At 61.2% G+C, this 24,645-nt stretch carries 28 protein-coding genes and 1 pseudogene; 16 read left to right on the top strand and 13 right to left on the bottom strand.

The window, feature by feature from the left end; translation table 11 throughout:
• Positions 1-93 precede the first annotated feature (93 nt).
• Positions 94-978 (top strand): sugar nucleotide-binding protein, encoded by an 885-nt coding sequence (locus ACA052_RS25825; protein WP_497647374.1) that lies wholly within the window; start codon positions 94-96, stop codon positions 976-978.
• On the top strand, positions 971-1,900 hold the full coding sequence (pgnE, locus tag ACA052_RS25820; RefSeq protein ID WP_497647373.1) for a UDP-N-acetylglucosamine epimerase PgnE: 930 nt from the start codon (positions 971-973) through the stop codon (positions 1,898-1,900). The genes ACA052_RS25825 and pgnE overlap by 8 nt, the downstream gene beginning before the upstream one ends.
• A gap of 133 nt (positions 1,901-2,033) precedes the next feature.
• Here the strand turns inward: pgnE and ACA052_RS25815 are convergent, their stop codons facing one another.
• The 5 genes from ACA052_RS25815 to ACA052_RS25795 all read right to left on the bottom strand — a co-directional run bounded on the left by ACA052_RS25815 (position 2,034) and on the right by ACA052_RS25795 (position 6,160).
• Positions 2,034-2,732: an OmpW/AlkL family protein gene (locus tag ACA052_RS25815; protein WP_497647372.1), complete on the bottom strand. Its 699-nt coding sequence runs from the start codon at positions 2,730-2,732 to the stop codon at positions 2,034-2,036.
• A gap of 202 nt (positions 2,733-2,934) precedes the next feature.
• Positions 2,935-3,453 carry a DUF3299 domain-containing protein gene (locus tag ACA052_RS25810; protein ID WP_497647371.1) on the bottom strand — a complete coding sequence of 173 codons (519 nt, stop codon included), beginning with the start codon at positions 3,451-3,453 and terminating at the stop codon, positions 2,935-2,937.
• 11 nt (positions 3,454-3,464) lie between these two features.
• A complete protein-coding gene (locus ACA052_RS25805) occupies positions 3,465-4,730 on the bottom strand; it encodes an ABC transporter permease (RefSeq protein ID WP_497647370.1) in 1,266 nt (421 codons plus the stop codon).
• Position 4,731: 1 nt separating this feature from the next.
• Entirely contained in the window at positions 4,732-5,442 is a 711-nt protein-coding gene (locus tag ACA052_RS25800) for an ABC transporter ATP-binding protein (protein WP_497647369.1), read from the bottom strand.
• A 139-nt stretch (positions 5,443-5,581) separates the two neighbouring features.
• Complete coding sequence (locus ACA052_RS25795; RefSeq protein WP_497647368.1) at positions 5,582-6,160, bottom strand: DUF2796 domain-containing protein; 579 nt, start codon at positions 6,158-6,160, stop codon at positions 5,582-5,584.
• A 135-nt stretch (positions 6,161-6,295) separates the two neighbouring features.
• Between ACA052_RS25795 and ACA052_RS25790 the strand changes: the two genes are divergently transcribed.
• A complete protein-coding gene (locus ACA052_RS25790) occupies positions 6,296-6,637 on the top strand; it encodes a hypothetical protein (RefSeq protein ID WP_497647367.1) in 342 nt (113 codons plus the stop codon).
• 115 nt (positions 6,638-6,752) lie between these two features.
• Here ACA052_RS25790 and trxA read toward each other — a convergent pair whose 3' ends face one another.
• The 3 genes from trxA to ACA052_RS25775 form a co-directional block, all read right to left on the bottom strand.
• Complete coding sequence (gene trxA / locus ACA052_RS25785) at positions 6,753-7,625, bottom strand: thioredoxin (protein WP_497647366.1); 873 nt, start codon at positions 7,623-7,625, stop codon at positions 6,753-6,755.
• Between the two features lie 130 nt (positions 7,626-7,755).
• Positions 7,756-8,412: a class I SAM-dependent methyltransferase gene (locus tag ACA052_RS25780; RefSeq protein WP_497647365.1), complete on the bottom strand. Its 657-nt coding sequence runs from the start codon at positions 8,410-8,412 to the stop codon at positions 7,756-7,758.
• Entirely contained in the window at positions 8,409-8,873 is a 465-nt protein-coding gene (locus ACA052_RS25775) for a YbaY family lipoprotein (protein ID WP_497647364.1), read from the bottom strand. Before ACA052_RS25775 ends, ACA052_RS25780 begins: the two co-directional genes overlap by 4 nt.
• A 128-nt stretch (positions 8,874-9,001) precedes the next feature.
• On the opposite strand from ACA052_RS25775, the gene nrdR reads away from it, so the two are divergent.
• From nrdR to ACA052_RS25715, 12 genes are all read left to right on the top strand, one after another.
• Complete coding sequence (nrdR, locus tag ACA052_RS25770) at positions 9,002-9,466, top strand: transcriptional regulator NrdR (protein ID WP_003228656.1); 465 nt, start codon at positions 9,002-9,004, stop codon at positions 9,464-9,466.
• Complete coding sequence (ribD, locus tag ACA052_RS25765; RefSeq protein WP_497647363.1) at positions 9,463-10,596, top strand: bifunctional diaminohydroxyphosphoribosylaminopyrimidine deaminase/5-amino-6-(5-phosphoribosylamino)uracil reductase RibD; 1,134 nt, start codon at positions 9,463-9,465, stop codon at positions 10,594-10,596. The genes nrdR and ribD overlap by 4 nt, the downstream gene beginning before the upstream one ends.
• A 46-nt stretch (positions 10,597-10,642) precedes the next feature.
• On the top strand, positions 10,643-11,305 hold the full coding sequence (locus ACA052_RS25760; RefSeq protein ID WP_054616781.1) for a riboflavin synthase: 663 nt from the start codon (positions 10,643-10,645) through the stop codon (positions 11,303-11,305).
• A gap of 31 nt (positions 11,306-11,336) precedes the next feature.
• The gene (gene ribBA / locus ACA052_RS25755; RefSeq protein ID WP_497647362.1) at positions 11,337-12,428 is read left to right on the top strand and encodes a bifunctional 3,4-dihydroxy-2-butanone-4-phosphate synthase/GTP cyclohydrolase II; all 1,092 of its coding nucleotides are present in this window, start codon (positions 11,337-11,339) and stop codon (positions 12,426-12,428) included.
• A 91-nt stretch (positions 12,429-12,519) separates the two neighbouring features.
• On the top strand, positions 12,520-12,996 hold the full coding sequence (gene ribH, locus ACA052_RS25750) for a 6,7-dimethyl-8-ribityllumazine synthase (protein ID WP_003185938.1): 477 nt from the start codon (positions 12,520-12,522) through the stop codon (positions 12,994-12,996).
• Positions 12,993-13,493: a transcription antitermination factor NusB gene (gene nusB / locus ACA052_RS25745; RefSeq protein ID WP_123423461.1), complete on the top strand. Its 501-nt coding sequence runs from the start codon at positions 12,993-12,995 to the stop codon at positions 13,491-13,493. Before ribH ends, nusB begins: the two co-directional genes overlap by 4 nt.
• A gap of 22 nt (positions 13,494-13,515) precedes the next feature.
• Positions 13,516-14,481 (top strand): thiamine-phosphate kinase, encoded by a 966-nt coding sequence (gene thiL / locus ACA052_RS25740; RefSeq protein ID WP_497647361.1) that lies wholly within the window; start codon positions 13,516-13,518, stop codon positions 14,479-14,481.
• Positions 14,478-14,981, top strand: coding sequence for a phosphatidylglycerophosphatase A (locus ACA052_RS25735; protein ID WP_201116083.1), 504 nt, complete (start codon positions 14,478-14,480; stop codon positions 14,979-14,981). The genes thiL and ACA052_RS25735 overlap by 4 nt, the downstream gene beginning before the upstream one ends.
• Before the next feature lie 22 nt (positions 14,982-15,003).
• Complete coding sequence (locus ACA052_RS25730) at positions 15,004-15,741, top strand: substrate-binding periplasmic protein (RefSeq protein ID WP_497647360.1); 738 nt, start codon at positions 15,004-15,006, stop codon at positions 15,739-15,741.
• A gap of 217 nt (positions 15,742-15,958) precedes the next feature.
• Entirely contained in the window at positions 15,959-16,576 is a 618-nt protein-coding gene (gene ribA / locus ACA052_RS25725; protein ID WP_497647359.1) for a GTP cyclohydrolase II, read from the top strand.
• Positions 16,573-16,992, top strand: a complete 420-nt coding sequence (locus ACA052_RS25720; RefSeq protein ID WP_497647358.1) for an MFS transporter — start codon at positions 16,573-16,575, stop codon at positions 16,990-16,992. The genes ribA and ACA052_RS25720 overlap by 4 nt, the downstream gene beginning before the upstream one ends.
• Positions 16,992-17,792, top strand: coding sequence for a cobalamin-binding protein (locus ACA052_RS25715; RefSeq protein WP_497647357.1), 801 nt, complete (start codon positions 16,992-16,994; stop codon positions 17,790-17,792). Before ACA052_RS25720 ends, ACA052_RS25715 begins: the two co-directional genes overlap by 1 nt.
• Positions 17,793-17,901: 109 nt before the next feature.
• Here ACA052_RS25715 and ACA052_RS25710 read toward each other — a convergent pair whose 3' ends face one another.
• The 5 genes and pseudogenes from ACA052_RS25710 to ACA052_RS25690 all read right to left on the bottom strand — a co-directional run.
• Positions 17,902-19,788 (bottom strand): TonB-dependent receptor domain-containing protein, encoded by a 1,887-nt coding sequence (locus ACA052_RS25710; protein WP_497647356.1) that lies wholly within the window; start codon positions 19,786-19,788, stop codon positions 17,902-17,904.
• 151 nt (positions 19,789-19,939) lie between these two features.
• The gene (dxs, locus tag ACA052_RS25705; protein ID WP_497647355.1) at positions 19,940-21,832 is read right to left on the bottom strand and encodes a 1-deoxy-D-xylulose-5-phosphate synthase; all 1,893 of its coding nucleotides are present in this window, start codon (positions 21,830-21,832) and stop codon (positions 19,940-19,942) included.
• A gap of 92 nt (positions 21,833-21,924) precedes the next feature.
• Complete coding sequence (locus ACA052_RS25700) at positions 21,925-22,812, bottom strand: polyprenyl synthetase family protein (RefSeq protein WP_497647354.1); 888 nt, start codon at positions 22,810-22,812, stop codon at positions 21,925-21,927.
• Positions 22,809-23,051 (bottom strand): exodeoxyribonuclease VII small subunit, encoded by a 243-nt coding sequence (locus tag ACA052_RS25695; protein ID WP_007894317.1) that lies wholly within the window; start codon positions 23,049-23,051, stop codon positions 22,809-22,811. Before ACA052_RS25695 ends, ACA052_RS25700 begins: the two co-directional genes overlap by 4 nt.
• A gap of 155 nt (positions 23,052-23,206) precedes the next feature.
• Positions 23,207-23,638, bottom strand: a pseudogene (locus ACA052_RS25690) (hypothetical protein); the annotation flags it as partial.
• 188 nt (positions 23,639-23,826) lie between these two features.
• Here ACA052_RS25690 and ACA052_RS25685 point away from each other — a divergent pair.
• A complete protein-coding gene (locus ACA052_RS25685; protein WP_497647353.1) occupies positions 23,827-24,618 on the top strand; it encodes a YfaP family protein in 792 nt (263 codons plus the stop codon).
• The last annotated feature ends 27 nt before the right edge of the window (positions 24,619-24,645 follow it).

Here is a 24,645-nt window from a genome sequence, read left to right as displayed (position 1 = left end):
CAAAATGCAACGATTCCGGCAACTATCAACGGCATCGCCCGCGGGCGGCGTCGATAAAACCATTGTTCCAATCAGACTGGGCCTGCTGACTCTATGCGAATGCGCCTTATGTTACTGGGCGGCGGAAATGCCCTTGGGCAGGCGCTGATTCGCCTCGGTGCGGAGGAAGACATCGGTTTCCTCGCCCCCCGCCCACCGCAAGACGGCTGGGATGCCGCGAGCCTGACGCAACTGCTCGACGACACGCGCCCCGACGCGCTGATCAATCTCGCCTATTACTTCGACTGGTTCCAGGCGGAGACGGTCAGCGAACCGCGCCTGGCCGGGCAAGAGCGTGCTATCGAACGCCTGGCCGAACTGTGCCAGCATCACAACATCGTCCTGCTGCAACCGTCGAGCTATCGCGTATTCGACGGTTCCCGGGCGACCGCCTACAGCGAAAAAGACGAGCCGGTGCCGCTGGGCCTGCGCGGTCAGGCGTTGTGGCGGATCGAGCAAAGTGTGCGTGCCACCTGTCCGCAACACGTGCTGCTGCGTTTCGGCTGGTTGCTCGATGACAGTCCCGACGGCACGCTGGGGCGTTTCCTCAGCCGGGCCGAACAGCCTGAAGAACTGCTGATGGCCGATGACCGTCGCGGTAATCCGACGCCGGTGGACGATGCTGCCCGGGTGATCATCTCGGTGCTCAAGCAGCTCGACTGCTCGGCGCCGCTGTGGGGCACCTATCACTACGCCGGGCACGAGGCGACCACGCCGCTGGCGTTGGGACAAGCCATCCTCACCGAAGCACGCAGCCTGCACCCGCTGGCCATCGAAGCACCGACCGCCCAGGCTCACGCCGCGCGCCCGGATGCTGCCGAAGAGCCGCAGCATGCGGTGCTCGCCTGCAAGAAAATTCTACACACGTTCGGGATCAAGCCGCGTGCCTGGCGCGCCGCACTCCCGGGCCTATTGGACAGGTTTTATCGCCATGGTTGACGGCCCTATTTTAATTACCGGCGGCGCCGGTTTCATCGGCTCGCACCTGACCGATGCCTTGCTCGCCAAGGGTCACTCGGTGCGTATCCTCGATGACCTTTCCACCGGAAAGCGCAGCAACTTGCCGCTGGACAATCCCAAGCTCGAGTTGATCGTTGGCGACGTCGCCGACGCCGCGCTGGTGGCGCGGGCGATGCTGGGATGCAGCGCGGTCGCGCATTTGGCGGCGGTGGCTTCGGTGCAGGCCTCGGTGGACGATCCGGTGAAGACGCACCAGAGCAATTTCATCGGCTCGTTGAACGTCTGCGAAGCCATGCGCCAGGCGGGCGTCAAACGCGTGATGTTTGCCTCCAGCGCGGCGGTCTACGGCAACAACGGTGAAGGCGAGTCGATCGATGAAGAGACGCTCAAGGCGCCGTTGACCCCGTATGCCTCGGACAAACTGGCCAGCGAACACTATTTCGATTTCTATCGTCGCCAGCACGCGCTGGAGCCGGTGATTTTCCGCTTTTTCAACATTTTCGGGCCGCGCCAGGATCCGTCCTCGCCGTATTCCGGGGTGATCAGCATTTTCAGCGAACGCGCGCACAAAGGCCTGCCGATCACCGTGTTCGGTGACGGCGAGCAGACGCGCGATTTCGTGTACGTCGAAGACCTGGTCGAACTGCTGGTGCAAGCGATCGAGAAACCACAGGTCGAGGTCGGCGCGGTCAACGTCGGCTGGAACCAGGCGACCACGCTCAAGCAAATGCTGGATGCGCTGCAAGTGGTGGTCGGTGAGCTGCCACCCGTGAGCTATGGCCCCGCGCGTTCCGGTGATATCCGCCATTCGCGAGCGAACAACCAGCGGTTGCTGGAGCGCTTTACCTCCCCGCCACAGACGCCGATGAGTGTCGGCCTGGCGCGTCTGCTGGGGCGATAGACAATTGTTGGAGCGAGCTTGCTCGCGATGGAATAACGAGCGGCGCGTTTACTCAGAAAACACGCGTTATCGTTAACGTCCATCGCGAGCAAGCTCGCTCCTACAGGGGCGCCTGGCTGATGGCGGACTCTTCCTAGAACTTGTAACCCAGGCCAACCATGTAAATAAACGGGTCAACGTCGACATTGACCTTGGCACGGGTGCCTTGTGCCACCGCATTGTTTTCGACTGTCGCGGTGGTATCAATGTCGATGTAGCGCACCTGGGCATTGATCATGATGTTGTCGGTCAGCATGTAGTCGGCACCGACCTGAAACGCCATGCCCCAGGAGTTATCCGCCTTGAAGTTGCTGAAGCCGGCGGCGCTGGCTTCGCTGCCGACGTGTTCGTCGTAGATCCAAGTGTAGTTGATACCCGCGCCGAGATACGGCTGGAACGCGGACTTATTGTCGAGCGGGTAGTAAACGACACTGAGGGTCGGCGGCAGGTGTTTCAGGCTACCGAGCTTGCCGTTCGCCGCGCCCAGGGCGGTGCCCTTGATCTTCACGTCGTGCTCGAACGGAGTGGCCGCGAGCAGCTCGATCCCCCAGTTGTTGGTGATCATGTAGGCAAAGTTCAGACCCAGCTGCGTGTCGCTGCTCATGGTGGCCTTGCCACCCAGGTCGGCGCCCTTCAGCGGGCCTTGATCGACCTTGACGCTGGAGCTGTCGGCTTTCGGATTGACGGTGATCGCGCCGGCCCGAACGATGATATCGCCGGCGTCATGGGCGTGGGCGAACGGGGCTGCGAGCGCGAGGGCAAACAGCGCGGCGCTGAGCAAGGACTTGTTCATGGGGGCTCCAAAGGACGTTAAAAATGTTCGATGTCCAATGGTAAACAGCCGTTTGATTGGGTCTTTTGATGCAGCTCAATGAAACGGTGATGGCCTTAAAAGATCGCAGCCTTCGGCAGCTCCTACAGGGTATGCGATCCCCTGTAGGAGCTGCCGAAGGCTGCGATCTTGGCGATTCAACGGTACAAAACTCTACCGGGATTCACTCCGGCAATTCATACACATAAATCTTGTCCGCCTCCATCTGATACCCCGCATCCGCCAGTTCGCTGCTGGACGCTTTAACCTGCAAAGCACCCTCGATCCAGTACGGCTGATACAACTCGTCCAACTTCACGCCGACTTCACTTTTCACATGCACGATCTGGTTCGACGGCGGTGGCGGCACATGGATGCAGGCGCCGAAATACGGCACCAGCAAAAACTCCGTAGTGCGCCCGTCTTCGCTCACTTCCAGTGGCACGATGTAGCCCGGCAACCGAATGTTCTGGCCGTCGAGGCTCTTCACCACCGGCGCGTTCGGCAGGTCCTGCTTGGCCGCTGGCGCCGACTCCGCCGATAACGTGCTGCTCATCTGCGACAGATCGTGCAGCGGCGTCATGTTCGGTACTTCCGGGGCGGCGTCCGGCGGGATCATTTCCGACCAGGTCAGGTCTTTCGGTTCGGCCGCCCATAAGGGCAGGGCGACCAGCATCAACAGCGCAAGCAGAGCGCGGGGCATCATTAACGTCCTCATAGTCTGATCGACAGGCCATCGGCCAAGGATTGGCGATACGCGCGCCAGGCCGGCACGCTACCCATCAGCAACGCGGCGATCAGGATGCCACCGAGCAGCGTCCATTCATATTCGCTGGGCCAGGCCAGCGGCAAGTACAAGCCGTAATTGGCCTGTACATAACCCTGCGCAGCGGCAATGCCCACGTAAAGCAGCGCCACCCCGGCAATCACGCCCGACAACGCCAGGGCAAATGCCTCCAGCACCAGCAAGGTCGCAATGTGCCACGGCCGGGCGCCCACCGAGCGCAGGATTGCCATTTCTCGCCGTCGTTCGTTGAGGCTGGTGAGAATCGCCGTGAGCATGCCGATCAACCCGGTCAACACCACAAACAGCGAGACCACGAACAAAGCTTTCTCCGCCGTGCTCATCAAACTCCACAACTCCTGCAACGCCACGCCAGGCAGGATCGCCAGCATCGGCTCGCCACGGAATTCGTTGATTTCACGTTGCACGGCGAAGGTCGAAATCTTGCTGTTGAGGCCGAGCATGAACGCGGTGATCGCCTGCGGCGTCAGGTCCATGTTACGTGCCTGATCGGCGCTGATCCGGCCGTTGCCCTGCGCGGGCACGCCGTTATGCCAGTCGATATGAATCGCTTCCATGCCGCCGAGGCTGATGTGCAACGTGCGGTCCACCGGGGTGCCGGTGCGTTTGAGAATGCCGACCACGGTGAACGGTTTGTCGTCGTGCTTGACCAGGCTGATCACCGCCACACCATGGGCCAGCACCAGTTTGTCGCCGAGTTTGTAGTGCAACGCATCGGCCACTTCGGCGCCGAGCACCACTTCGAACGGGTCGGTGGCGAAGGCGCGGCCGTCCGCCAGTTCCAGGTGTTGTTGATGGCCGTACTGATAGTGCTCGAAGTACGCTTCGGTGGTGCCCATCACGCGATAACCGCGATGGGAATCGCCGAGGGACATCGGGATTGCCCACTTCACTTTCGGGTTGTTGGCGAAGTGTTCGAAGCTGTCCCAACGGATGTTGTTGGTGGCGTTGCCGATGCGGAAGACCGAGTACAGCAGCAGGTTCACCGAACCGGAGCGGGCACCGACGATCAAGTCAGTGCCGCTGATGGTGCTGGCGAAACTGGCCTTGGCTTCGGTGCGTACCCGCTCAACGGCCAGCAGTAGACAGACTGAGAGCGCGATGGCGAACGCGGTGAGGATCGCCGTGAAGCGGCGGTTAGCCAGGCTGGCCAGGGCTAGACGAAACAAATACATCTCAAACCTCGGACGGGGTGGCGGCGCGATTGAGATCGGCCAGCGACAGGTGGCGATCGAACAGCGGCGCGAGGCTCTGGTCATGGCTGACGAACAACAGGCTCGATCCGGCTTCACGGCATTCGGCGAACAACAGGCGAATGAAGTTTTCGCGAGCGTTGTAGTCGAGGGCTGAGGTCGGCTCGTCGGCGATCACCAGTTCCGGCTGGCCGATCAACGCGCGCGCCGCGGCCACGCGTTGTTGTTGGCCGATGGACAGCGAGTCGGCGCGGCGGCTGAGCAGGTTCTGATCCTTCAAGCCCAAGTGGGCGAGCAGGGTGGCTGCCGCCTGATCGACGCTGCCGTGGCGCTGGATCGCACGTTCGGCGCGCAGTTTGGAGAAGTGGCAGGGCAACTCGACGTTCTCGCGCACCGAGAGAAACGGCAGCAAGTTGAACTGCTGGAAGATGTAGCCCGTGTGATCGACCCGGAAACGGTCGCGCGCCCCGGCACCCAGCTCGGTCAGTTCCTGGCCCAGCAGCCGAATGCTCCCGCGATCAGGCTTTTGCACGCCACCGAGCAAGCCGAGCAGGGTGGTTTTACCGCTGCCGCTGGGGCCTTTGAGGAACAGGGTTTCACCGGGTTCCAGGCGGAAGGCCGGGATATCCAGTAGCGGCGGGTGACCGGGCCAACTGAAGCCCAGGTTGGACAATTCGATGAGTGCTCGAGTCATTTAGCCAATTACATTGAATGTTGATGACCTGCGTAGGAGCTGCCGAGTGCAACGAGGCTGCGATCTTTTGATCTTGATCTTTAAAATCAAAAGATCGCAGCCTCGTTGCACTCGGCAGCTCCTACAGGTTTGCGGTGGATCAGAACTTGAGGGCGGCAGCCTTGGCCGTCACTTCGACGCCTTGCTGCCCGCTCGGGCTGATCAGTTGTACCTGAATTTTCTGCGTCGCCGGGAACGTGTTGAAAATGTTCGCCAGGTCCAGGGTTTTCAGCGCACCGGGAGCGGAGCAACTGAACTGGTAGTGGGCATGGATTTCGCTGTGGTCGTGATGATGCTCGTCCTTGGCGTCTTCGTCGTGATCATCATCGGCGTCGGGTTTGTCCCCAAACAACGGGCTTTCCAGTGCCTGCGTCGCCACCACGCAACCGGCGGCTTTCGGCAGGTTGAACAGTGCCAGAGGTTTTTCCAGCTGAGTGCGGACAGCGGCGACTTTGGCCTTGTCGGCGTCGGTGGTGGCGACATGTTCGAAGCCCACCAGGTTCATTGCCGGGCTTTCCAGTTCCAGCTCCAGGGTCTGACCATCCAGCGCTGCGTTCAGGCGACCGACGCCATGTTCGTGAGCGCCGAGACTGCCGTGCTCATGGTCATGTTCATCAGCAGCGTGGGCGACAGCCAGCGGCAACAGGGCGAATGGCAGAGCGAGAAGCAGACGGCGCATGGCGAGTCTCCGAAAAGTAAAATGAAAAAATTGTTATGTAATCTTATAACGTAAGTGCCGAGAGTTTGACCGTCTGCTTGGCGTTGCGCAAGTCGCATGGGAGCATGTCAGTCAGAAATGTGCAGGAGCGGACTTATGTTGCGTATACGCGGAAGCATCGGCGATTGGCCGGTGGATTTGACGCTGGAGATGGACGATGGCGACTGGGCGAAGCTTGGCGCGCAGTTGCAGGTGACCCGGCCTGAGACAACCCCAGCGCCGGCCAAAGCGGTGAACCAGGATGATGCGCTGTGGCAAGTCGCCAAAGACCTGCTGCGCAAGGCCGGGCATTTGAGCGGGCCGGATTTGCTGGAGCAGTTGGAAGGGCTGACCGGCAGCGCGGCGTCGGGCAAGCGCTTGTTGGTGCGACTGCGTCATTGCTCCGACGTGAAGGTCACGAGCGGCGGGGATACGCCGCTTTACAGCTGGATCGTATAAACCGCAAAAGATCGCAGCCTGCGGCAGCTCCTACAGGGATCGCGGCGTGATCCATTGCCGTCGGCTTGCGAACCCTATCCTGTAGGCGCTGCCGCAGGCTGCGATCTTTTGATCTTCAATAAAGCGCCGCAAACAACTTGCGGCGGTACGTGGTCACCAACGGATGATCATTGCCCAGCAACTCGAACACCTGCAGCAAGGTCTTGTGCGGCAAGCCTTCGCTGTAGCTGCGATTGCGGATGAACAACTTCAGCAACGCATCCAGCGCTGCGTCGTACTGCTGGCGGGCCAGTTGCTGGATCGCCAGTTGATACACCGCTTCATCGTCCTGCGGGTTTTTCGCCAGGCGCGCTTTCAGGTCCGCCGCATCCGGCAGGTCCTTGGCCTGGCCGAGGAACTGGATTTGCGCCTTGGCACCGGCCAATGCCGCCTTGTGCTCATCGCTCTTGACCGCATCCAGCACGGTTTGCGCTTCACCCAACTCGCCACGTTCGGTGAGGCAACGGGCGTAGAGGATCAGCGCCTTGGCGTTGGTGTTGTCTTCGCCCAGCAGCACGGTGAGCACGGCTTCTGCGTCGGCAAAGCGGCTTTCGTCAAACAAGGCCTGGGCCTGCTCGAACGGATCAGCCGCCGTCGGTGGCGGCATTTGCACGTGAGGCTCGAGCATCGCCCGCACCGCGGATTCCGGCTGTGCACCGGCAAAGCCATCCACCGGCTGGCCGTCCTTGAACAACACCACGGTCGGCAGGCTGCGAATGCCGAAACGAGCGACGACGTCCGGTTCGAGATCGCAATTGACCTTGGCCAGCAGCAACTCGCCCTGATAGCTCTCGGCAATGGTCTGCAGCAACGGCATCAGCACTTTGCACGGCGCACACCATTCGGCCCAGAAATCCACCAGCACCGGTTTGTGGAAAGAGTTTTCGATCACCGACTGGTCGAAATCGGCAGTCGTGGCGTCGAAGATGTACGGCGTTTCCTGACTCATGGGGGATCTCTTGGAAGCGTGGATACATGCACTATAAGGTGTGGCGCAAAAGATCGCAGCCTTCGGCAGCTCCTACAGGTGAACGTCGATCTATGTAGGAGCTGCCGCAGGCTGCGATCTTTTGGCGTCTTCAACCGCGCCGGGCATGGTAGAGGCTCACATGCCGAAACTCTTCCGGCTCACACAGATCCGGCAACGTCATCGCCTCCAGCATCTCGATGCGCTGATACAACGGGTGACGAAAATCCCGAACCCGCGAATCGGCCACCAAGGCCTCCTTGCCACGACTCAAGAACTCATCGAGCAACGGCAGATTCGCCCGGTCGTAGAGCACGTCGGCCACCAGGATCAGGTCAAACCGATCCGCCTCGGCGAAAAAGTCCGACGAATAGTCGAGGTGGACGTCATTGAGTTGCGCATTCGCCCGGCATGCGGCAATGGCCAGCGGATCAAGGTCACAGGCCACCACTTCCAGCGCGCCGGCCTTCACGGCGGCAATCCCTGCGACACCCGAACCCGCGCCGAAATCGAGAACACGTTTGCCTTTCACCCAATGGGGGAACTCGGCCAGATAGCGCGCCACCGCCAGACCGCTGGCCCAGCAGAAACTCCAATAAGGCGGCTCGTGCAGAATCCGCCGGGTTTCTTCCGGGCTGAACGCGCGGTCCATGTTATCGCCGTCGATCAGCCAGAGCTTCAAATCGGTATCCGGCAATGCGACGGGCACCAACTGCGCATCACCGAGCAGTTCACTCAAGGCCTGTTGCAGGTCGAGCGGTGCCTTCATGGCGCTTTGACGAATTGCAGTTGACCCAACGCCTGGGTGGTCGGCTGGGTAATGACTTGCGACGGCAGGTGCAAAATCAACTGGCCGGACTGGCTGGCGCGGCCCCGCAGTTCAACGCGGACACCTGCCGGGAAGGATTCCGGGTTGAAACGCAGGTGAAACGGCAGAATCTGATTGGTGCCGATCAGGCTCGAACTGGCGAGCAATTGTTGCGGGCGGTCCTGAGTATCGATCACCAGCAGCGCCAGCTCGACTTCCGCACCGGCGGGCACGCCTTGCAGGGTGCCGCTCAATTCACGCTGATACGCGGGCAGCGGGCCGAGGTCGGCAGATTCCTTCGCTTTCTTCTGCGCAGCCTGTGGAGCTGGCCCGGGCGTCGGCGGCTGGGGCTTGGGCGCATCGCTGCCGCAGGCCACCAGCAGGCTGAAAAGACTGAGCAAAACGAGCGGTCTGAGGGACATTTGCGGCTCCAGCAAGGTGAAATCCATGGATCTAGCTCTATAACCCGTCTGTATACCGCAAACCCTATGGCTTGTCTTGCCACCGGGATGCGCTACCATGGCCCTCCCTTTTTTTGTTGCCTGCCACCATGCACTGTCCGTTCTGCGGTGCCAACGACACCAAGGTCATTGACTCGCGTCTGGTCGCCGAGGGCGAACAGGTGCGCCGCCGGCGTGAATGCCTGGCCTGCGGCGAGCGATTCACGACGTTCGAGACTGCCGAACTGGTGTTGCCGCGCCTGATCAAAACCGACGGCAGTCGTCAGCCGTTCGACGAAGAAAAACTCCGCGCCGGCATGCAGCGTGCGCTCGAGAAGCGCCCGGTGAGTGTCGAGCGCCTCGAATCGTCGCTGGTGCACATCAAGCACAAGCTGCGCGCCACCGGCGAGCGCGAGGTCAAATCCCTCGTGGTCGGTGAACTGGTGATGGCCGAGCTGCAGAAGCTCGACGAAGTCGCCTACATTCGTTTCGCCTCCGTGTATCGCCGCTTCCAGGACCTCAACGAGTTCCGCGAAGAGATCGATCGCCTGGCCCGCGAGCCGGTGAAAGAATGACCACCTCCCCAGAACAAGCCATCCTCGACGCCCATTACATGGCCCGCGCCCTGGAACTGGCGCGCAAGGGTCATTACACGACACACCCCAACCCTCGGGTCGGCTGCGTGATCGTGCGTGACGGGCAGATTGTCGGCGAAGGCTGGCATGTGCGTACCGGCGAACCGCATGCGGAAGTCCACGCCCTGCGCGCCGCCGGCGACAAGGCCCGGGGCGCCACCGCCTACGTGACCCTCGAACCGTGCAGCCACCACGGCCGTACGCCGCCGTGCGCCGATGCGTTGATCAATGCGGGCTTGGCCCGGGTGGTTGCGGCGATGCAGGACCCGAACCCGTCGGTCGCTGGTCGTGGCATGCAACGACTGTCCCAGGCCGGTATCGCTACCGAATGCGGCGTGCTGGAAGGCGAGGCGCGCAAGCTCAACGAAGGCTTCCTCAAACGCATGGAACACGGCTTGCCGTTCGTGCGGGTCAAGCTGGCCATGAGCCTTGATGGCCGCACGGCGATGGAAAGCGGCGAGAGCCAATGGATCACCGGTCCCGCTGCGCGTTCGGCGGTACAACGTCTGCGCGCCCAGGCCAGCGTAGTGCTGACCGGCGCCGATACGGTGCTGGCAGACAACGCCCGGCTGACCGTGCGCGCTGACGAGCTGGGCCTGGACGCCGAGCAAACGGCGCTGGCCATGAGTCGTCCGCCGCTGCGCGTGTTGATCGACGGCCGCTTGCGCGTGCCGCTGGATGCGCCGTTCTTCAAGGCCGGCCCGGCGCTGGTCGCGACGTGCATGGCGATCGAAGAGCAATACGCCAACGGCCCGGAATGCCTGATTGTCGCCGGCGAGGATGGTTTGGTTGACCTGCACAAGCTGCTGGTCGAACTGGCCAGTCGCGGGGTCAACGAAGTGCTGGTGGAGGCGGGTCCACGTCTTGCGGGGGCTTTCGCTCAGCAAGGCTTGGTGGACGAATTCCAGATTTTCATCGCTGGCAAGTTCCTCGGTTCCTTGGCGCGGCCATTGCTGGATTGGCCGCTCGCGCAAATGAAGGATGCACCCGAGCTCAAAATCACCGAAATTCGCGCGGTTGGCGATGACTGGCGGGTCACTGCCATTCCTTCGCCAGCCGCGAGCGTATAATTCCCGGCCTGCGCTACGCGACGGCTATGTTCTCGAGGAGGACTTCATGTTTACCGGCATCATCGAATCCATCGGCAGTATTCGTGCATTGACCCCAAAAGGCGGAGATGTGCGGGTTTACGTAGAAACCGGCAAGCTCGATTTGAGCGACGTCAAACTGGGTGACAGCATCGCGGTCAACGGCGTATGCCTGACGGCCGTTGAATTGCCGGGCAACGGCTTTGCGGCGGACGTCAGTCGCGAAACCCTCGACTGCACGGCCATGAACGACCTCAAGAGCGGCAGTCCGGTGAACCTGGAAAAAGCCCTGACCCCGACCACTCGCCTCGGCGGGCACCTGGTCAGCGGTCACGTCGACGGCGTGGGCGAAGTGGTTGCCCGCACCGAGAATGCCCGCGCTGTGGAATTCCGCATCCGCGCACCGAAAGACCTGGCCAAGTACATCGCCCATAAAGGCTCGATCACCGTCGACGGCACCAGCCTGACCGTGAACGCGGTCGATGGCGCCGAGTTCCTGCTGACGATCATTCCGCACACCCTGAGCGAAACCATCATGGCGTCGTATCAGCCAGGTCGCCGGGTGAATCTGGAAGTGGACTTGCTTGCCCGTTACCTGGAGCGCCTGTTGTTGGGCGACAAGGCCGCAGAGCCAACGTCCGGTAACATTACCGAAAGCTTTCTGGCCGCCAACGGCTACCTCAAATCCTGAAGCTCAAATTTCGAAAGAAGGGGGGTGCCTTGTGGCGCTCAATAGCATCGAAGAACTGGTTGAAGACATCCGCCAAGGCAAGATGGTCATCCTCATGGATGACGAAGACCGCGAGAACGAAGGTGATCTGATCATGGCCGCCGAGTGCTGCCAGCCTGAACACATTAACTTCATGGCCAAGCACGCCCGTGGCCTGATCTGCATGCCGATGAGCCGCGAGCGCTGCGAGCTGCTGAAGCTGCCGCTGATGGCGCCGCGCAACGGTTCCGGTTTCGGCACCAAGTTCACCGTCTCCATCGAAGCCGCCACCGGCGTGACCACCGGCATCTCCGCCGCCGACCGTGCGCGCACCGTGCAAGCCGCAGCCGCGAAAGACGCCAAGGCTGAAGACATCGTCAGCCCGGGCCACATCTTCCCGCTGATGGCCCAGGCCGGCGGTACGCTGGCACGTGCCGGCCACACCGAAGCTGCGTGCGACCTGGCGCGCATGGCCGGTTTCGAGCCGAGCGGCGTGATCTGCGAAGTGATGAACGACGACGGCACCATGTCCCGTCGCGCAGAACTGGAAACCTTCGCCGCCGAACACAACATCAAGATCGGCACCATTGCCGACCTGATTCACTACCGGATGATCCACGAACGTACCGTTCAGCGGATTGCCGAGCAGCCACTGGACAGCGAACTGGGCCAATTCAACCTGGTGACCTATCGTGATTCCGTGGAAGGCGACGTGCACATGGCCCTGACCCTGGGCAACGTGTGCGCCGAAGAGCCGACCCTGGTTCGCGTGCACAACATGGACCCGCTGCGTGACCTGTTGATGGTCAAGCAGCCTGGCCGCTGGAGCCTGCGCGCCGCCATGGCCGCGGTGGCCGAGGCGGGCAGCGGCGTGGTGCTGTTGCTCGGTCACCCGCTGGATGGCGATGTATTGCTGGCGCACATCCGCGAAACCGCGGACCAGGCTCCGGCGAAAAAACCGACCACCTACAGCATCGTCGGTGCCGGTTCGCAGATCCTTCGCGACCTCGGCGTGCGCAAAATGCGCCTGATGAGTGCGCCGATGAAATTTAATGCGATATCCGGTTTCGATCTGGAAGTTGTAGAATACGTGCCCTCCGAATAATGACCGGTTGTTTCCAGTCCTTGATTCGCGGCTAACAAATCACTGAGGGACGCGTAGAAAACGCGTCCCGGCTCTTTAAGAGATCTAACGAATGACCCTGAAGACCATCGAAGGTACCTTCATCGCCCCTAAAGGCCGCTACGCTTTGGTAGTAGGCCGTTTCAACAGCTTCGTCGTTGAAAGCCTGGTCAGCGGTGCAGTTGATGCCCTGGTTCGCCATGGCGTGAGCGAAAGCGACATCACCATCATCCGTGCGCCTGGCGCCTTCGAAATCCCGCTGGTTGCGCAGAAAGTCGCTCAGAAGGGCGAATACGCGGCAATCATCGCCCTGGGCGCGGTCATTCGTGGCGGTACTCCGCACTTCGAATACGTGGCGGGCGAATGCACCAAGGGCCTGGCCCAGGTGTCCATGGAGTTCGGGGTACCGGTCGCTTTCGGCGTCCTGACTGTCGATTCCATTGAGCAAGCCATCGAACGTTCCGGCACCAAGGCCGGCAACAAAGGTGCTGAAGCTGCCCTGTCCGCTCTGGAAATGGTCAGCCTGCTGGCGCAGTTGGAGGCCAAGTGATTAGCGACGAAAGCGATCGTTTCAACCCGCGCGATCCGAAACCTGCGGACGCTGGCAAGCCATCCAAGAGCGTCAAGCGTCGCGAAGCCCGTCAGCTCGCGACTCAGGCGCTGTACCAATGGCACATGGCCAAAACTTCGCTGAACGAGATCGAAGCGCAGTTTCGGGTCGATAACGATTTCAGTGATGTCGATGCCGCTTACTTCCACGACATCCTGCACGGTGTACCGGCGCACAAGACCGAGATCGATTCTGCGCTCGCTCCGTGCCTGGACATCACCATTGATGAGCTCGATCCGGTTGAACTGGCCGTTCTGCGCCTGTCCACCTGGGAGCTGATCAAGCGTGTCGATGTGCCGTACCGCGTTGTGATCAACGAAGGGATCGAACTGGCCAAGGTCTACGGTTCCACCGACGGCCACAAGTTCGTCAACGGTGTACTCGACAAGCTGGCCCCGCGTCTGCGTGAAGCTGAAGTGAAGGCGTTCAAGCGCTAATCGGCGCTTGAACGGCTGCCTGATGGGCGAGTTTGAGCTGATCCGCAATTTCTTCGCCGCCGCGCCTTGTGCGCAGGGCGGCGAAGGCGTTGCCCTCGGGATTGGCGATGACTGCGCCTTGCTCGCTGTTCCCCCCGGGGAGCAGCTGGCGATTTCCACCGACACACTCGTTGCCGGTGTGCATTTCGCAGATCCCTGCGACCCGTTTCTGCTCGGTCAGCGTTCGCTGGCTGTAGCGGTCAGTGACCTGGCCGCCATGGGCGCCACCCCCGTTGCCTTTACCCTTGCCCTGACGTTGCCGACGGTGACCGCCGATTGGCTGGACGCTTTCGCCCGTGGTTTGAACGTCATGGCGCAGAGCTGCGGTGTGGCGCTGGTCGGCGGTGATACCACGCGCGGGCCGCTGAGCCTGACCATGACTGTGTTTGGCCGGGTGCCGGCCGGCAAGGCATTGACTCGCAGCGGCGCGCAACCCGGCGACCTGCTGTGTGTCGGCGGTGAACTGGGCAATGCCGCTGGCGCCTTGCCGTTGGTGCTCGGTCAGCGCACGGCAGAAGCGGCCATCGCCGCACCGCTGCTGGCGCATTACTGGTCGCCGCAACCGCAACTCGGTCTGGGCGTAGCACTGCGAGGCAAAGCCACTTCGGCGCTGGACATCTCCGATGGCTTGCTCGCCGACTGCGGGCATATCGCGCTCGCATCGAAGGTCGGTATTCAAGTTGAACGGGACAGGTTGCCGCTGTCGAAAGCTTTAGTGGCCTTCCTCGGTCAATCGGGCGCCGAAGACGCCGCCCTGAGCGGCGGTGACGATTATGTGCTGGCCTTCAGCGTACCGTCCGTCGAGTTGTCACAATTGCTGGCCGACGGTTGGGCGATCCATGTCGTCGGGCGTGTTGTGACAGGGCAGGGCGTTGTTCTGCTGGACGCCTCTGGGCAAGACATCACCCCGCAAAACCGGGGCTATCAACATTTTCGGGAGACACCGTGACAGATCATCCCAAACAGGTCCCGGCGGAATTCGTACCGCCTTCGGTCTGGCGCAATCCATGGCATTTCCTGGCGTTCGGCTTCGGCTCGGGTACCTTGCCAAAGGCACCGGGCACCTGGGGGTCATTAGTTGCGCTACCCTTTATCCCGTTGTGGCAGATGTTGCCTGACTGGGGCTACTGGCTGATGCTCGGCATCACCATGCTGTTTGGCTTCTGGCTGTGCGGCAAGGTGGCCGACGATTTGCGGGTACACGACCACGAAGGCATCGTCTGGGATGAAATGGTCGGGATGTGGATTACCCTGTGGCTGGTGCCGGAAGGATGGTACTGGTTGCTGGCGGGTTTCCTGATGTTCCGTTTTTTCGACATTCTCAAGCCGTGGCCGATCCGCTGGATCGACCGGCATGTGCATGGCGGCGTCGGGATCATGCTCGATGACGTCTTGGCCGGAGTGTTTGCGTGGTTGGCGATGCAAGGGCTGGTGAGGCTCTTTGCCTGAGGATCAAGCGGGAGGAACAGGGATGGCTCGACGCTGGTTGGCGGTGATGGTTTTCGCGATGCTCGGTTCACTCGTGCACGCGGAGGAAGCGCCGACGACGCCGTCCGTGATTCATCTGGCCAGCGAAGAGTGGGATGACTATACCGCTGCCGACGGGCATGGGCTGGGCTGGGACGTGCTGCGCGAAGTGTTTGAGCCTGCTGGCGTCAAACTGGATATCCGCACCGAACCCTACACGCGCTCCATCGGCCTGGCACAGCGCGGCGAAGTGGACGCTTGCGTCGGCGGTTATCGGGATGAAGTGAGCGACTTGCTGTATCCACGCTGGAATTACGACACCGATCACATCTATGCCTTGGGGTTGGCAACCAATCCGGCGCCGACCCTGGAAACCGTCGGCAACTATCGATTGGCCTGGGTCCGAGGCTACGAGTACCAGGCTTATCTGCCCAACGTGCGCCGGTATAACGAAGTGGTCCGGCGGACCGGGATTCTGTCGATGCTGACCCACAACCGTGCTGATTACTACATCGATGCCCTGACCGAAGTGGACTACATCGTTAGTCGGGCCAAGGATCCATCGCAGTACCGTCGCACCCATATTGCCGAATTGCCGCTGTACCTGTGCTTTGCCGATAACCCCAAGGCGCGCACGCTGATGGCGCTGTTCGACCAGCGAATGGAGCTGTTGGTAAAAAGCGGTAAGTTGAAACCGATCTTCGCGCGCTGGAAACAGCCATACCCCTTTGACGAGAAGTGAACGCAATCACTGTAGGAGCTGCCGCAGGCTGCGATCTTTTCAAAATCAAAAGATCGCAGCCTGCGGCAGCTCCTACATGAATCGATTGATCGCGGTGGCCCAGTGATCTAACTTTTTGATCGTTATGCCCCATAATTCAGCCTAAGCGTCTGTCGGAACCTGCTGTTACAATGCCGCGTCTGCGAATCTCCAGTACTTATTGATCAGGAGCACACCGGTGCCTGTCGTTTTTGTCGCCGCTTCCAAGCTGCCAACGCCTTTTGCGCAATTCACCATGCACGGCTTTCTCGATGAAGAAAACGGGCGCGAGCACGTTGTGCTGAGCCTGGGTGAGTTCGACGATGGTGCCCCGGTACTCGGCCGGTTGCACTCCGAATGCCTGACGGGCGACGCCTTGTTCAGCCAGCGTTGCGACTGCGGTTCGCAACTTGAGGCCGCCTTGCAGGCGATCGCCCGTGAAGGTCGTGGCGTGTTGCTCTACTTGCGTCAGGAAGGCCGTGGCATTGGCCTGCTGAACAAAATCCGCGCCTATGAGTTACAGGATGGCGGCGCCGACACCGTTGAAGCCAACGAGCGCCTGGGCTTTGCCGCTGACCAGCGCGACTACGCCATGTGCCTGCCGATGCTCGAGCACCTGGGCGTGAAATCCCTGCGTCTGATGACCAACAACCCGCGCAAGGTCAAAGCCTTGACCGACATGGGCATTTTGGTCGCCGAGCGCGTGCCGCTGCATACCGGCCACAACCCGCACAACAAACTCTACCTGGCCACCAAGGCCAGCAAGCTCGACCACATGATGGGCAACGAGCACCAGGGCGAGGCAGACCGGGCGTGACCCGCGGTCAAGTGCGGCGACGACTGTCCTTCAACTGGTGGCAATACCTGGCGCTGGCCTTGGTGCCGTTGTTCGTGATCAACGGCGTGTTTGGCCAGGGCGAGGCGATCCTGCCAGTGCTGGCGATGCCGCTGTTCATCGCCGGTGTCGCCTCGATGTTTGTCAGCCTGAAGTTCTTCGGCGGCTACAAGCATGCGCTGATTGCCACCCAGAAAGCCCTCGATACCCCGGACGAACCCTCTGCCTGGATTACCCTGGCGGCCAAGCGTCGCATGGCGTTCCTCGCGGCCGCGTTGCCAGCCTGGATCGGTGCGCTGGCGGTGTTCGTCGGCCTCGAAGCCGTGCCGCTGGTGCTGCTGGCGTTGTCGACCGTGGTGCTGTTCTACCTCTACCGTATTCCGCGTCAACTCGGCTGATGCTTCGCCATTGGCTCGCGGTTTTGCTGCTGGCCGTCAGTGGCTCGGCAATGGCTGTCGAGCGCGTTGTCAGCCTCGCGCCGTCACTCTCTGAAATCGTCGTTGAGTTGGGTTCAGCCGACCTGCTGGTGGGGGTGCTGGATGCCGGCGAGCGTCCGGCCGAACTCAGGGACCTTCCCTCCGTTGGCCGTTATAGTCAGTTGGACATGGAACGGCTGCTCAGCCTCAAACCCGATTTGCTGCTGCTCTGGCCCGGCAGCGTTGGCCCCGCCCAGCGTGAACAGCTCAAGCGCTTGAACATCCCCACCTACGTTGCTGAACCGCACAACCTCGAACAGCTCACCGCGCAGATTGAAACAATCGCCACGCAACTCGGTCGGCCGGAGCGCGGCGTTTTATTGGCCGCGGATTTGCGTCAACGACTGTCTGCCCTGCGTGATCGTTATCGCCGGGATGAGCCGTTGCGAGTGTTTTATCAGGTCTGGGACCGGCCGCTGTACACCGTCGGCGGCGGGCAGATCATCAGCGATGCGCTTGAAGTATGCGGGGCACGTAATGTGTTTGCCGACCTGACACTGCCAGCACCGCAAGTCAGCGTGGAGGCGGTGCTGCAGCGCAATCCCGAGGTGATTCTCGCCAGCAATCAGGCGCAGCTCGATGCGTGGAAGGCCTGGCCGCAGGTGAAGGCGGTGGCGCAGGGGCAATTGCTCCTGGTGATGGACAAGGGGTTGGAGAGGCCGAGCGGGCAGATGATTGAGGCGACGGCCAAGTTGTGCCATCTCATCCAGCCTGACCTATAGGAGCTGCCGGAGGCTGCGATCTTTTGATCTTGATCTTTGGTTGTTCTAAATCCATCAAAAAAAATAAAAATCAAAAGATCGCAGCCTTCGGCAGCTCCTACAGGTGATCTCAGCGGACTTCAGGTGTCCAGGTCACCCCGAACATCCATGCCCGACCCTCCTCGCGATACCCGTACTCACTGCCGTCATGGCTATACAACGCCCGGCTGTAACCCTTGTCCAGGAGGTTATCGACCTTCAGCTCAAGCTTGATTTCACGGTTGAGTTCCCAGCTACTGCGCAACCCCAACAATGCATACCCGCCCAACGGCTGCTGATTGTTCAAGTCGTCATAACTGCTACTCACCGCTTGCCAGCTGGCGCCGAGGCCCAGGCGATCAAATTGTCGATCCAGATCCAGGCTCAACGTGCGTCGCGCGCGCCGGGCTAACGTATGCCCGCTGTCGCGATCCCGCGGATCGATGATCGCCACGCCAAGATTGCTCTGCCAGCCGAACAGTTCCTGCTTCAGTGCCGCCTCGAAGCCGTTGATCCGCGCTGACGCCACGTTCTGCGGCCGTGAGTTGCTGCCGAAAATAATCGCGTCTTCCAGGTCCGTGCGATACAGCGACGCCTCCAGCCGACTGGTGTCGGTCAACTGGCTGCGCCACTGCAGTTCGTAACTTTTCGACGTTTCGGGCTTGAGGTCCGGGTTGCTGAAGTCCGGGTAGTACAGGTCATTGAAGGTTGGCGCGCGGAAGCCTTCGCTGTAGGTCAGCAACACGTCGTTGTCTGGATTCAAAGGCAAGGTAAAGGTGCCGCTCCAGCTGTTCTGGCCGCCGAACTGCTGGTTTTGGTCGCGGCGCAAACCCAGTTCCGTGGAGAAACTGTCCGCTTGATAGCGATGCTGGATAAACGCCGCGCGGTTCCAGCGGCTGTCCTCATCGAACGCCGTGCTGCTGTTGATGCGGTCTTCGTACCAGTCGCCGCCGAGCATCAGGCTGTTGCGCTCGTCGAGCGTCAAGTCGTTCTGCCAGTTCACAGAGTCGCGGTAGGTATTGAACACGCTGCGCTCATCGCTGAGCTTATCGAGGGTCTTCTCGCGGTTTTCGCTGTGGCCGAATTCGACGCGGGTTTTCCAGAGGTCGTTGACCCGAGCGTCGACATAACTGCTGACGCTGCTGACGTCGAACTCGCTGTAGGGCTGCTGCTGGACTGACTCGAACGTGTCCAGGTCGAAGCGGCCGAAGGGGTTGTCGAACTCACTCTTGCCACGGTTATCCAGCAGGTTGGCGCCGACTTCAATGTCATCGGTCAAGGCGTGGCTCACGCTCAGACTCACCGACTTGTTGCGGTACTCGTCATGATCGCCGTCGCTGGGATACGACTGGTGGGTGCGATTGATCCCGGCAGTCTCATCGAGGCTGGCGCCGAGGTTGAAGCGGGTTTGCTCGTCACCACCAGACAATCCCAGGCTGCGTTCCCAGGTTTGATTGCTGCCAACCCCTACGTGCATCCGCGGTTGTAAGCCTGGCTCGGCGCCGCGACGGGTGAAAATCTGGATGACCCCGCCAATCGCATCGCTGCCGTAAATCACCGAGCGGGAGCCGCGCAGCACTTCTACACGCTCGACCTGTTCGATGTTGATGTGTTGCAGGTTGCTGTCGCCGGAGGTCGAGTTGCCGATCCGTTGGCCGTCCACCAGTACCAGGCTTTGGGCCGAGTTGGTGCCACGAATGTAAATGCCCGGCAGGCTGCCACGCCCGCCGGTTTGCCCGACTTGCACGCCCGGAACCCGACGCAGCAGGTCCGTGACGCTGTTCGGTTGCAAGCGGTCGATGTCGTCGCGGGTGAAAACGGTATTGGCAGCGCTGCTGTCATTGCGCGCTTCGACCTGACGGTTGGCGCTGATCAGCACATCGGGGAGCTTCAGGGCCTGGTCACGTTCGAAGGTGTCGGCCAGGAGTTGGCCGGCTGGCAGAAGGGTCAGCGTCAGGGCGAGGGGGGAGAATTTCATGGGGAACCCGAGATTTCAGATACGACGCAACCCCCATGTAGGAGCTGCCGAAGGCTGCGATCTTTTGATTGTGCTTTTTGCAGATTTGAAGCTGCCGAAGAGCAAGATCAAAAGATCGCAGCCTTCGGCAGCTCCTACAGGGAGAGCGGGTTTACAGGCGTTGCAGGCGCTCGCGAACCGACGCCTCGATCCCGGCTTCATCCAGCCCGCACTCAGCCAGCATTTGCGCAGGCTTGGCGTGTTCGACGTAACTATCCGGCAAGCCCAAATGCAGCATCGACTTGAGGATGTTCTCGCGGGCGAGGAACTCGCTGACCGCGCCACCGGCGCCGCCCATGATGGCGTTCTCTTCGATGGTCACCAGCAACTCGTGGCTTCCGGCGATTTCGCGAACCAGTTCCTCGTCGAGGGGTTTGACGAAACGCATATCGACCACCGTGGCATCCAGCGTCTCGGCAACTTTCAGCGCTTCGACCAATTGCACACCGAACACCAGCAGCGCCACTTTATTGCCCTGGCGGCGCACCACACCTTTGCCAATTTCTATCGGCTCAAGGTTTTTCTCGATGGTCGCATTCGGGCCATTGCCGCGCGGATAACGCACGGCCGCCGGGCCGTTGTACAGGTGCCCGGTGCTGAGCATTTTGCGCAGTTCGTTTTCGTCACTCGGCGTCATCACCAGCATGCCGGGAATGCAGCGCAGGAACGACAAGTCGAAACTGCCCGCATGCGTCGGGCCGTCTTCGCCCACCAGACCGGCGCGGTCGATGGCGAACAGCACGTCGAGGTTTTGCACCGCGACGTCATGGATCAGTTGGTCATAGCCGCGTTGCAGGAACGTCGAATAAATCGCCACCACCGGTTTCGCGCCTTCGCAGGCCATACCGGCCGCGAGGGTCACGGCGTGTTGCTCGGCAATCGCCACGTCGAAATAGCGCAGCGGGAAACGTTCGCTGAAGGCCACCAGATCGGAGCCTTCCTTCATCGCCGGCGTGATGCCGACCAGGCGTGGGTCCGCAGCGGCCATGTCGCACAGCCACTCGCCGAACACGCCGGAGTACTTCGGCCCGCCGGCCTTTTTTGGCGCAGCGGCGGGAGCGTCCAGCGGTTCGAGCTTGGTGATGGCGTGGTAACCGATCGGGTCGACTTCCGCCGGGGCGAAGCCTTTGCCTTTCTTGGTGACGATGTGCAGGAACTGCGGACCTTTCAGATCGCGCATGTTGCGCAAGGTGGCGATCAGGGTCGGCAGGTCGTGGCCATCGATCGGGCCGATGTAGTTCCAGCCCAGCTCTTCGAACAGCGTGCCGGGAACCAGCATGCCTTTGGCGTATTCTTCGGTGCGACGGGCGATTTCCCAGGCGCCGGGCAAGCGCGACAGCACTTTCTTGCTGCCTTCGCGCATGCTCGCGTAAGTGCGGCTGGACAGGATCTTCGCCAGGTAATTCGACAAGCCGCCGACATTGCGCGAGATCGACATGTCGTTGTCGTTGAGGATCACCAGCATGTTGGCGTTCACTTCCGGCGCGTGGTTCAGCGCCTCGAACGCCATGCCGGCCGTCAACGCACCGTCGCCGATCACGGCGATTGCCTTGCGATCACTGTTCTGCAGGCGGGCGGCAATGGCCATGCCCAGCGCTGCGCTGATCGACGTGCTGGAGTGGCCGACGCCAAAGGTGTCGTACTCGCTCTCGGAACGACGCGGGAAGGCCGCGACGCCGTCCTTCTGGCGCAGGGTGCCCATGCGCTCGCGACGGCCGGTGAGGATTTTGTGCGGATAGGCCTGATGACCCACGTCCCACACCAACCGGTCGTCCGGGGTGTCGAAAACGTAATGCAACGCGATGGTCAGCTCGATGACGCCCAGGCCGGCACCGAAATGCCCGCCGGTCTGACCGACCGTGTAGAGCAATTCCAGGCGCAACTCATCGGCCAGGGTTTCCAGCTCGGCTTCGCCTAACCGGCGCAGGCCGTCCGGCGTGTTCGCACGGTCGAGCAGGGGCGTGGTCGGGCGCTTGCGGGGAATCTCATGAAACGTCGTGGGCATCAGGCGAATCGTTATAGGTATAAAAGATGCGGCAGTTTACCTGATGCATCGCCCCCTGCCCACGCGTTGGTTTTAAGTTGGCGGATACGCCATCAGCTGCGGCGGTCGACGATATAACGGGCCAGATCACGCAACGGCTCGGCAGCCGCGTCAAACGGTCGCAGCGCGTGCAGGGCTTGATCGCGCAGTTCCAGTGCATAAGCCTTGGCCGCATCGAGGCCGAGCAGTGCCGGATAAGTCGGTTTGTCGCGCGCGATGTCGGCGCCCTGGCGCTTGCCGAGGGTTTCGGTATCGCTTTCGACGTCGAGAATGTCGTCCTGGACCTGAAACGCCAGACCGATGGCCTGTGCATAAGTCTGCAAGGACTTCAATTCGTCCTTCTCCGCACGGCCGCTGGCCAGGGCGCCGAGTTTGACGCTGACCTCGATCAACGCGCCGGTCTTGTGCCGGTGCATATATTCGAGGGCTTTTTGATCGAGTTTCAGACCGACAGAGCCGAGGTCGATGGCCTGACCGCCGACCATGCCCGCCGGGCCCGCCGCCAAAGCCAGCGCGCTGGCCATTTGCAGGCGGATTTCAGCGTCCGAGGCGCTCAAGCGTGGATCGAGCAGGGCGCTGAAGGCCAGGCTCTGCAAGCCGTCACCGGCCAGAATCGCGCAGGCTTCGTCGAACTTCTTGTGAGTGGTCGGCTGGCCGCGACGCAGATCGTCGTCGTCCATGGCTGGCAAATCGTCGTGCACCAGCGAATACGCGTGAATCAGTTCCAGCGCGCAGGCCGCACCGTTGGCCTGCTCGGCTTTGCCGCCCAACGCTTCGCAGGCGGCGTAGGCCAACAGCGGTCGCACGCGCTTGCCGCCGTTCATCACGCTGTAGCGCATGGCTTCATAGAGGCGGGCGAGCTCAGGGCTCGGCGCGTTGAACAGGGTTTCCAGGGCCGCATTGACACGCGCCTGGCTGGTCGCCGTATACGCTGCAATCATTCTGGCTGATCCGCGTCGAAGGGTTCCTCGGCCAATTCGCCATCGCGTTCGAGCAACACCTGAACTTTTTGCTCGGCCTGGGCCAGCGCCGCCTGGCAATCGCGGGTCAGACCGATGCCTTGCTCGAAAGCCGTCAGCGAGTCCTCCAGCGATAATTCGCCGTTCTCCAGTCGCTCTACCAGCGTTTGCAGGTCGGCGAGGGATTGTTCGAAATCCAGTGCAGCTTTTTTGCGGGCCATGGCGGCTATTTCCGGTTGACGTTAAACCGGCGCGACACTAGCAGACATGGGGGTTATGGGCAAATTCATAGACCTTGTAGGAGCTGCCGCAGGCTGCGATCTTTTGATCTTGATTTTAAAAAACAAAATCAAAAGATCGCAGCCTGCGGCAGCTCCTACAGGGTTGAGTCATCGGGATAGCTGATTTGATAGCGGGTACTGCGCCCGCCGCCGGGAAGGCGTTCGAGGCAACCCTTCTCCAGCAATTCAGCCAGATGACGAGTCGCAGTGGCCTTCGACACCTTGGCCACCGCCTGATACTGCGCCGCACTGATCTCGTCCGCGAAACCTCGCGCCCCGCCATCGAGCAAGCGGTTTAGGACCTTGATTTGTTCGACTGACAGCCCGGACTCCCGATGCGCCTGCCAGAAACGCGCCTTGCCCAGCACCGATTCAATTCGCGCCATGGCCTGCTGCAGGCTGCGCAGCAACGTTTTTCGGCTGGCTTCAAACCAGGTTAGAAAGGCGTCGAGTTGCCGCTCCAGACCGAGGCGGGGCGGTGCTTCGAAGTGCACGGTCGGCCTGTCGAATCGTCCAGACACAACTTGCCAGCAACCGCCATGACCTCCGCCGCAAATTCAGATGTATTTGATTGTTTAAAACTCGCCAAATGGCTAACCTTCGCGCCTTCTACGACCCGATAGTCACGGGTCTTTCTGACGAAACGCAGTTTGTGGATCTGTAACGCGCCTAGGATCAGGCGCAGGGTTTCGTTATGCATGGCAGGAGGCGTCACATGCGTTCATTTCTTCTATTGCTGATGGGGCTGGCCTGCACGACCGCGGCCTGGGCCGATCCAACGGCCGCGCTGACGGAACCTGTCGGCGGCTGGCGCTACTCCGGCTTGCTCGACCGCAGCGAAAACCCGCAAGTCGCCTATCCCACACCGCCCATCGACCGGGGTGTGCAGCGCAATCGCACGATGATCGAAGGCCAGCTCAAGGCCATCGGCACCCAGCGCGGGCCGCACACACTGGCGGTCAATGGCAATCCGTTGAACCTGTACACCGACGACGAAGGACGTTTCGCCCGGCCCTATGCGTTTGGCGCCGGTTCCAACAGCGTCGAAGTGCGCAGCGCCGAAGGCCAGTCGCTCAAGCGCGTTCAATTCTATGAAGCCAACGACTTGCGCACCCCGGCGCGGATTCGCGTGGTGCTGGGTTGGGACGATCCGAAAGCCGAGCTCGACCTGCACATCATCACTCCCGATGGCCAGCATGCGTTTTTCGCCCTCACGGCGTTGACCAATGGCGGCGGCCTGGACCCCGACGGCGTCGATGGCCCCGGCCCGGAAATGTTCACCATGACCGCGCCGATGCATGGCACCTATCTGGTTTACGTGAACTATTGGGGCAACTTCGGCAGCGAAGGCTATAACTTCGATGAGGCCAGCAACCAGAACGAGGTCATCACCTCGCAGATCAACCTGGTGCTCAACGAAAACACCGTCGACGAAAAACGCGAGACCTTCATCGTGCCCCTGCGGGCGATCGGTGACCTGCTGCTGGTCAAGACTTTCAACTATTAAGCATCCCCCACCACGGATGAATTGCTG

It is taken from the genome of Pseudomonas sp. LBUM1644, from assembly GCF_059716195.1.
The sequence above is the reverse complement of the archived record's forward strand: the minus strand, read 5'-3'. Positions and strand labels throughout refer to the sequence as shown.

Bases quoted from the DNA above. Each gene is read 5' to 3' on its own strand.
- nrdR (WP_003228656.1), top strand. From the start codon at position 9,002: ATGCACTGTCCGTTCTGCGGTGCCAACGACACCAAGGTCATTGACTCG.
- ribH (WP_003185938.1), top strand. From the start codon at position 12,520: ATGACCCTGAAGACCATCGAAGGTACCTTCATCGCCCCTAAAGGCCGC.
- ACA052_RS25800 (WP_497647369.1), bottom strand. From the start codon at position 5,442: ATGACTCGAGCACTCATCGAATTGTCCAACCTGGGCTTCAGTTGGCCC.
- thiL (WP_497647361.1), top strand. From the start codon at position 13,516: ATGGGCGAGTTTGAGCTGATCCGCAATTTCTTCGCCGCCGCGCCTTGT.
- ACA052_RS25700 (WP_497647354.1), bottom strand. From the start codon at position 22,812: ATGATTGCAGCGTATACGGCGACCAGCCAGGCGCGTGTCAATGCGGCC.
- ACA052_RS25775 (WP_497647364.1), bottom strand. From the start codon at position 8,873: ATGTCCCTCAGACCGCTCGTTTTGCTCAGTCTTTTCAGCCTGCTGGTG.
- pgnE (WP_497647373.1), top strand. From the start codon at position 971: ATGGTTGACGGCCCTATTTTAATTACCGGCGGCGCCGGTTTCATCGGC.
- ACA052_RS25780 (WP_497647365.1), bottom strand. From the start codon at position 8,412: ATGAAGGCACCGCTCGACCTGCAACAGGCCTTGAGTGAACTGCTCGGT.
- ACA052_RS25760 (WP_054616781.1), top strand. From the start codon at position 10,643: ATGTTTACCGGCATCATCGAATCCATCGGCAGTATTCGTGCATTGACC.
- ACA052_RS25825 (WP_497647374.1), top strand. From the start codon at position 94: ATGCGAATGCGCCTTATGTTACTGGGCGGCGGAAATGCCCTTGGGCAG.
- ACA052_RS25715 (WP_497647357.1), top strand. From the start codon at position 16,992: ATGCTTCGCCATTGGCTCGCGGTTTTGCTGCTGGCCGTCAGTGGCTCG.
- ACA052_RS25810 (WP_497647371.1), bottom strand. From the start codon at position 3,453: ATGCCCCGCGCTCTGCTTGCGCTGTTGATGCTGGTCGCCCTGCCCTTA.
- ACA052_RS25730 (WP_497647360.1), top strand. From the start codon at position 15,004: ATGGCTCGACGCTGGTTGGCGGTGATGGTTTTCGCGATGCTCGGTTCA.
- ACA052_RS25805 (WP_497647370.1), bottom strand. From the start codon at position 4,730: ATGTATTTGTTTCGTCTAGCCCTGGCCAGCCTGGCTAACCGCCGCTTC.
- ACA052_RS25695 (WP_007894317.1), bottom strand. From the start codon at position 23,051: ATGGCCCGCAAAAAAGCTGCACTGGATTTCGAACAATCCCTCGCCGAC.
- trxA (WP_497647366.1), bottom strand. From the start codon at position 7,625: ATGAGTCAGGAAACGCCGTACATCTTCGACGCCACGACTGCCGATTTC.
- dxs (WP_497647355.1), bottom strand. From the start codon at position 21,832: ATGCCCACGACGTTTCATGAGATTCCCCGCAAGCGCCCGACCACGCCC.
- ACA052_RS25790 (WP_497647367.1), top strand. From the start codon at position 6,296: ATGTTGCGTATACGCGGAAGCATCGGCGATTGGCCGGTGGATTTGACG.
- ACA052_RS25815 (WP_497647372.1), bottom strand. From the start codon at position 2,732: ATGAACAAGTCCTTGCTCAGCGCCGCGCTGTTTGCCCTCGCGCTCGCA.
- ACA052_RS25795 (WP_497647368.1), bottom strand. From the start codon at position 6,160: ATGCGCCGTCTGCTTCTCGCTCTGCCATTCGCCCTGTTGCCGCTGGCT.
- ribD (WP_497647363.1), top strand. From the start codon at position 9,463: ATGACCACCTCCCCAGAACAAGCCATCCTCGACGCCCATTACATGGCC.
- ACA052_RS25685 (WP_497647353.1), top strand. From the start codon at position 23,827: ATGCGTTCATTTCTTCTATTGCTGATGGGGCTGGCCTGCACGACCGCG.
- ACA052_RS25710 (WP_497647356.1), bottom strand. From the start codon at position 19,788: ATGAAATTCTCCCCCCTCGCCCTGACGCTGACCCTTCTGCCAGCCGGC.